The sequence below is a fragment of the Actinomadura geliboluensis genome (genome assembly GCF_005889745.1).
Classification (GTDB): Bacteria; Actinomycetota; Actinomycetes; order Streptosporangiales; family Streptosporangiaceae; genus Spirillospora; species Spirillospora geliboluensis.
This window is the reverse complement of record NZ_VCKZ01000549.1, coordinates 1-5,183: the sequence shown is the minus strand read 5'-3', so window position 1 is coordinate 5,183 and position 5,183 is coordinate 1. Positions and strand designations below refer to the sequence as shown.

Annotated in this window: 4 protein-coding genes; all 4 read right to left on the bottom strand. The window is 72.6% G+C overall.

Features of this window, described 5'->3' with window-relative positions; translation table 11 throughout:
• Window positions 1-1,171, bottom strand: a 1,171-nt coding sequence (locus ETD96_RS41025) for an NADH-quinone oxidoreductase subunit N (protein WP_138641874.1), incomplete at its 3' end; no start/stop codon positions are given.
• Window positions 1,171-2,664 carry a complex I subunit 4 family protein gene (locus ETD96_RS41020; protein ID WP_338072665.1) on the bottom strand — a complete coding sequence of 498 codons (1,494 nt, stop codon included), beginning with the start codon at window positions 2,662-2,664 and terminating at the stop codon, window positions 1,171-1,173. The genes ETD96_RS41020 and ETD96_RS41025, both read right to left, overlap by 1 nt.
• A gap of 5 nt (window positions 2,665-2,669) precedes the next feature.
• Window positions 2,670-4,679: an NADH-quinone oxidoreductase subunit 5 family protein gene (locus ETD96_RS41015; protein ID WP_138641873.1), complete on the bottom strand. Its 2,010-nt coding sequence runs from the start codon at window positions 4,677-4,679 to the stop codon at window positions 2,670-2,672.
• Complete coding sequence (nuoK, locus tag ETD96_RS41010; RefSeq protein ID WP_138641872.1) at window positions 4,676-5,056, bottom strand: NADH-quinone oxidoreductase subunit NuoK; 381 nt, start codon at window positions 5,054-5,056, stop codon at window positions 4,676-4,678. The genes ETD96_RS41015 and nuoK overlap by 4 nt, the downstream gene beginning before the upstream one ends.
• Between the last annotated feature and the right edge of the window lie 127 nt (window positions 5,057-5,183).

Genomic DNA, 5,183 nt, shown 5'->3' with positions numbered 1-5,183 from the left:
GGCAGATGAGGAAGAACGCGAGGGCGGTGGCGACGGCGGGGCTGCGGCGGGCGAGGCCGCGGTAGTCGTCGAGGGTGCGGCGCCGGTGGTGGCCGATCACGACGGCGAACGCGCCGAGGTTCATCACGGCGTAGAGGGCGACGTAGGCGACGGTGGCGGCGGTGGCCTCGGCGAGGCGGTGCGAGCCGACGGCGAGGGGCGCGAGCATGTAGCCGGATTGGGCGACGGATGACCAGGCGAGGAGGCGGATCGGGGTGCGCTGCCGCAGGGCCAGGAGGTTGCCCACGGTCATGGTGAGGGCTGCTAGGACGGCGAGGATCGGGCCCCAGACGTGTCCGTAGGCGGGCAGGCCGAGGGCCAGGACGATCACGAGCCCGGCGAAGCCGGCGGCCTTCGAGACGACGGACAGGAACGCGGCGACGGGGAGCGGGGCGCCCTGGTAGACGTCCGGCGCCCAGAAGTGGAACGGGACGGCGGCGACCTTGAACGCGAACCCGGCGAGGACGAGGACGGAGCCGACCGAGGCGACCGGGTCCAGGTCGGAGGGGAGGTCGGCGAGGGCGGGCGCGATGCGGTCCAGGTGCATGGCGCCGGTCGCGCCGTAGACGAGGCTGATCCCGAACAGCATGACCGCGGTGGAGATGACGGAGATCAGGAACAGTTTCAGCGCCGCCTCGGACGCCGTCCCGTCGTAGCGGCGGAGGGCGGTCAGCGCGAAGACGGGGAGGGTGAGGGTCTCCAGCGCGACCAGGAGGAGGACGAGGTCGCGGGCGGCGACGAGCGCGAGGGCGCCGATGACGGCGGCGAGGAGGAGGAAGTGGTACTCGCCGACCGGCATGCGGGAGTCGGTGATCTCCTGGAGGGAGAGCAGGACGACGATCGCGGCGGCGGCGAGGACGATCCCCTGGAACAGCAGCGTGAAGTCGTCGGCGACGTAGGAGCAGGACGGCGGGCCGCCGGAGCGCAGGCCGTCCGGCAGGCAGAACGTGGCGCGGCGGTCGCCGGACGCGAGGACGATCACCGCGATCAGGGCGGCGACGAGGGAGCCGCCGGACAGCAGGGAGAGCGCGCGGCGGGGCGCGTCGAACGCGTCGGCGAGCAGCAGGCCGAGCGCGGCGGCGGCGAGGATCAGCGGCGGCGCGATCGCCGCGTAGTCGATGCCCTGGATCATCAGCCGCCTCCGAACAGCGCGCGGACGGGTCCGGTGGTCACGTCCAGCAGGGTCTTCGGCCACAGGCCGATGAGCAGCGTGAGCGCGATCAGCGGGACCCAGGCCGCGTACTCCTGCATGGAGACGGCGGCGATCGGCGCCTCCGCCGGGCGGGAGACGGGGCCGTGGGTCAGCTTGGCGAGCATCCGCAGGAAGTAGGCGGCGGTGAGGACGGTGCCGAGCGCGGCGACGGCCATGAACGTCACGAACGTCTCGCGGGGCAGGTCGGCGTGCGGCCGGTACGCGCCGATCAGCGCGAGGACCTCGCCCCAGAACCCGGCGAGCCCCGGCAGCCCGAGGGACGCGACGGACGCGAAGGTCAGGATGGAGGCCAGCCGGGGCGACGTGCCGAGCATGCCGCCGCCGATCGAGGCCATGTCGGTGGTGCCCCAGCGCTCCTTGACCGAGCCGGCGAGGAAGAACAGCAGGCCGGTGATCAGGCCGTGCGCGATGTTGCCGAACAGCGCCGCGTTGATCCCGACGGGGGTGAGCGTCGCGATGCCGAGCAGGACGAACCCCATGTGCCCGACGGACGAGTAGGCGATCATCCGTTTGAGGTCGCGCTGGGCGAGGCAGGCGAGGGCGCCGTAGATGATCCCGATGACGGCGAGGAGGCCGAGCCAGGGCGCCCAGAACGCGGCCCCGTCCGGGGCGAGCGGCAGCGCGACGCGGACCAGCCCGTAGGTGCCCATCTTGAGCAGGACCCCGGCCAGCAGGACGGACCCGACGGTCGGCGCCTCGGTGTGCGCGTCCGGCAGCCAGGTGTGCAGCGGCCACATCGGCGCCTTGACGGCGAACCCGAGGCCCATCAGCGCGAACGCCGTGATCTGCAGGCCGCGCGCCAGCCCGGACCCGTGCCGGTCGGCGAGCGCGGTCATGTCGAGCGTGCCCGCCTCGGCGCCGACGAGCAGCATCCCGGCGAGGAGCAGGCCGGAGCCGAGCAGGGTGTAGAGGATGAACTTGGTGGCGGCGGCGCGGCGTCCGGTCCCGCCCCACAGCATGATCACCACGTACATCGGGACCAGGACGGTCTCGAAGAACACGAAGAACAGCACGAGGTCGAGGGCGGTGAACGTGCCGAGCATCCCGATCTCGAGGACGAGCAGGAGCGCGGTCAGCAGCCGGATCCGGTCGCCCGCCGGCGGGTGCCGCAGCGTGTAGAGGAAGCACAGGAACGTCAGCAGCGCGGTGAGGACGACCAGCGGCAGCGAGATGCCGTCCACGCCGAGGTGGAAGCGCAGGCCGATCGCGGGCGACCAGGACCGGTCGACCTCCAGCTGCATGCGGTGCGTGGCGCCGAAGTCGAACGCGGTCAGCGCGGAGACGGCGACGAGCAGCGTCGCGCCGGACACCGCCGTCCCGAACGCGCGGACGGCGAGGTCGGTGCGCAGGAACCGGTTCGCCGGGACGAGCAGCGCGAGCGCCCCGCACAGCGGGATCGCCATCATCAGCACGAAGATCAAAGGAAGATCACCACCCCGGCCACGATGACGACGACGCCGGCGAGCAGGCCGGTGAGGTAGGTCTGCGGGTTGCCGTTCTGCGGGACGCGGAGGACACCGGCGAGGCGCCGCGCACCGTGGGCGGTGCCGATGACGGCGGCGTCCACGCCGCGCCGGTCGAACGCGACGACGTACCGGGCCAGGGCCCGCACGGGACGGACGATCGCCACGGCGTACAGCTCGTCCACGAAGAAGGCCCGCGCGAAGACGGGACGCACCGGGCCAAGCGCGCGCGCAGGGTCCAAGGCGGGGTCACGGTTCCACAGGAGGAAGGCGGCTCCCGCCCCAAGGACCACCAGCACGGCGCTGAGCAACGACGCTCCAAGGTGCGGACGGAGCTCTGCCGCACCGAGCCCGAAGAATCCGAGGATCGCGGCAGGGACGGCCAGGGCGGCGACCGTCCACGACATGAAGCGCGACGGGTCACGGGGCTCGTAGGTACCACGCTGCTCGCCGAAGAACGTCATCAGCCAGGTGCGCATCGCGTAGGCGGCGGTCAGAACGACGGTCAGCAGCAGCCCCAGGTACACCAGCCACGCCGCCCCGCCCGGCAGGGTCACCACGCTCGCCGCCAGGGGCCCGGCCGGTGCCTGGATCTTCGCCACCAGCGCCTCGCAGACATGTGAGGCGGCGGCGCACTTCGGCGGGCTCGCGATCTCCGGAGGCGGCGCGTAGTCGACCCAACCCGCCGCATGGACGGACACCCCCTGCTCCGGCAGCGATCCGCCGTGCGTGGCCGAGTGCTGGGCCGCCTCGATGATCGAGTCCTTGCTGAACCATCCGCTGAACGGCGGGACGCCCGCGAGCGCGGCCAGCCCCACCGTCATCGACCAGAACGTGACGGGCATGGCGCGCCACAGCCCGCCGTAGTGCGCGAGCAGGTTCGACCCGGCGGTGACGATGACGCATCCGGCGGCGAGGAACAGCAGCGCCTTGAACGCGCCGTGCGTGAGCAGGTGGAAGACCGCGGCGGTCTTCGCGCCGACCGCGAGCCCGGCGGCCATCACGGCGAGCTGGCTGATCGTCGAGTACGCCAGGACGCGTTTCAGGTCGTCCTGCGCGAGGGCCGCGCATGCCGCGCCGACCATGGAGACCACCGCGATGACGGCCAGCACCGTGCGGGCGCCCGGGGTCAGCAGGAACACGCCGTACAGCCGGGCGACGACGTAGACGCCCGCCGCGACCATCGTCGCCGCGTGGATCAGCGCGCTGATCGGCGTCGGGCCGGCCATCGCGTCCGGCAGCCAGGTGTGCAGCGGGAACTGCGCGCTCTTGCCCGCGACGCCGGCGAGCAGCAGCAGCGCCGCGGCGGTGACCGTCGAGGACGGCAGGTCGCCCGCCCGCGCGAGGATCCCGGAGATCTCGAACGTCCCGGCGCCGACGCCGAGGACGATCACGCCGATCAGGAAGCCGACGTCGCCGAGCCGCGTGACCAGGAACGCCTTCACGGCCGCCCGCGAGTTCGCCCGCTCCTCCCAGTGGTGCCCGATCAGGAAGTACGAGCAGATGCCCATGACCTCCCAGCCCGCGTACAGGACGAGCAGGTCGCCCGCGTACACGACCAGGAGCATGGCGGAGGTGAACAGCGAGATGAACGCCGCGTAGGACGAGTACCGCCGGTCGCCCTTCATGTACGCGACCGAGTACACCTGGACGGCGGCGGCGACGCAGCACACCATGAGCCCGACCACGGCGGACAGGCCGTCCACCTGCAGCCCGACCCGGATCGGCACCGAACCCGTGTCGACCAGCGCGAGCGTGCCCGTCCGCTCGCCCGGGTCGCGCCACACGGCGAACGCGACGACCGCCGACAGGACGAGCGACACCGCGACCGGCGCGCAGGCGAGCACGCCGGGGCCGCCGCCCGGCACGCCGCGCAGCACCCGGGTGAGGGACGGCCCGAACAGCATCCCGGCGAACGCGGCGAGGAACGGCAGCAGCGCCGTCAGGGAGGCCAGCCAGATCATCGCGCGTCGACCGCCTCGGTATCGGACTCCGGCCCGGCGGCGGGACGCGGGTCGTCCTCGCCGTCCTCGCCGTCCTCGGCCAGCGTGCGCAGCCGGTCGACGTCGACCATCTTCCGGTTCCGGTACACCAGCAGGACGATCGCCAGCCCGAGCCCGACCTCCGCCGCCGCGATCACGATGGTGAACAGCGTGAGGACCTGGCCGCCGTGCAACCGGTCCCGGTACCAGACGTCGAACGTGACGAGGTTCAGGTTCACCGCGTTCAGCATCAGCTCGACCGACATCAGGACGAGGATCGCGTTGCGGCGGGCCAGCACCCCGTACACGCCGACGGAGAACAGCAGCGCGGCGACGACCGTCGGGTAGGCGAGATGCATCAGCCGTCGCCCTCCTCCTCCGCCGCCCCCGCGCCCGCTTCCGGGCGGGGGCGGATGTCCGATCGGGACAGCACGATGGCGCCGACCAGCGACGAGAGCAGCAGCACCGACAGCACCCCGAACGGCA

Bases quoted from the DNA above. Each gene is read 5' to 3' on its own strand.
- ETD96_RS41015 (WP_138641873.1), bottom strand. From the start codon at position 4,679: ATGATCTGGCTGGCCTCCCTGACGGCGCTGCTGCCGTTCCTCGCCGCG.
- nuoK (WP_138641872.1), bottom strand. From the start codon at position 5,056: ATGCATCTCGCCTACCCGACGGTCGTCGCCGCGCTGCTGTTCTCCGTC.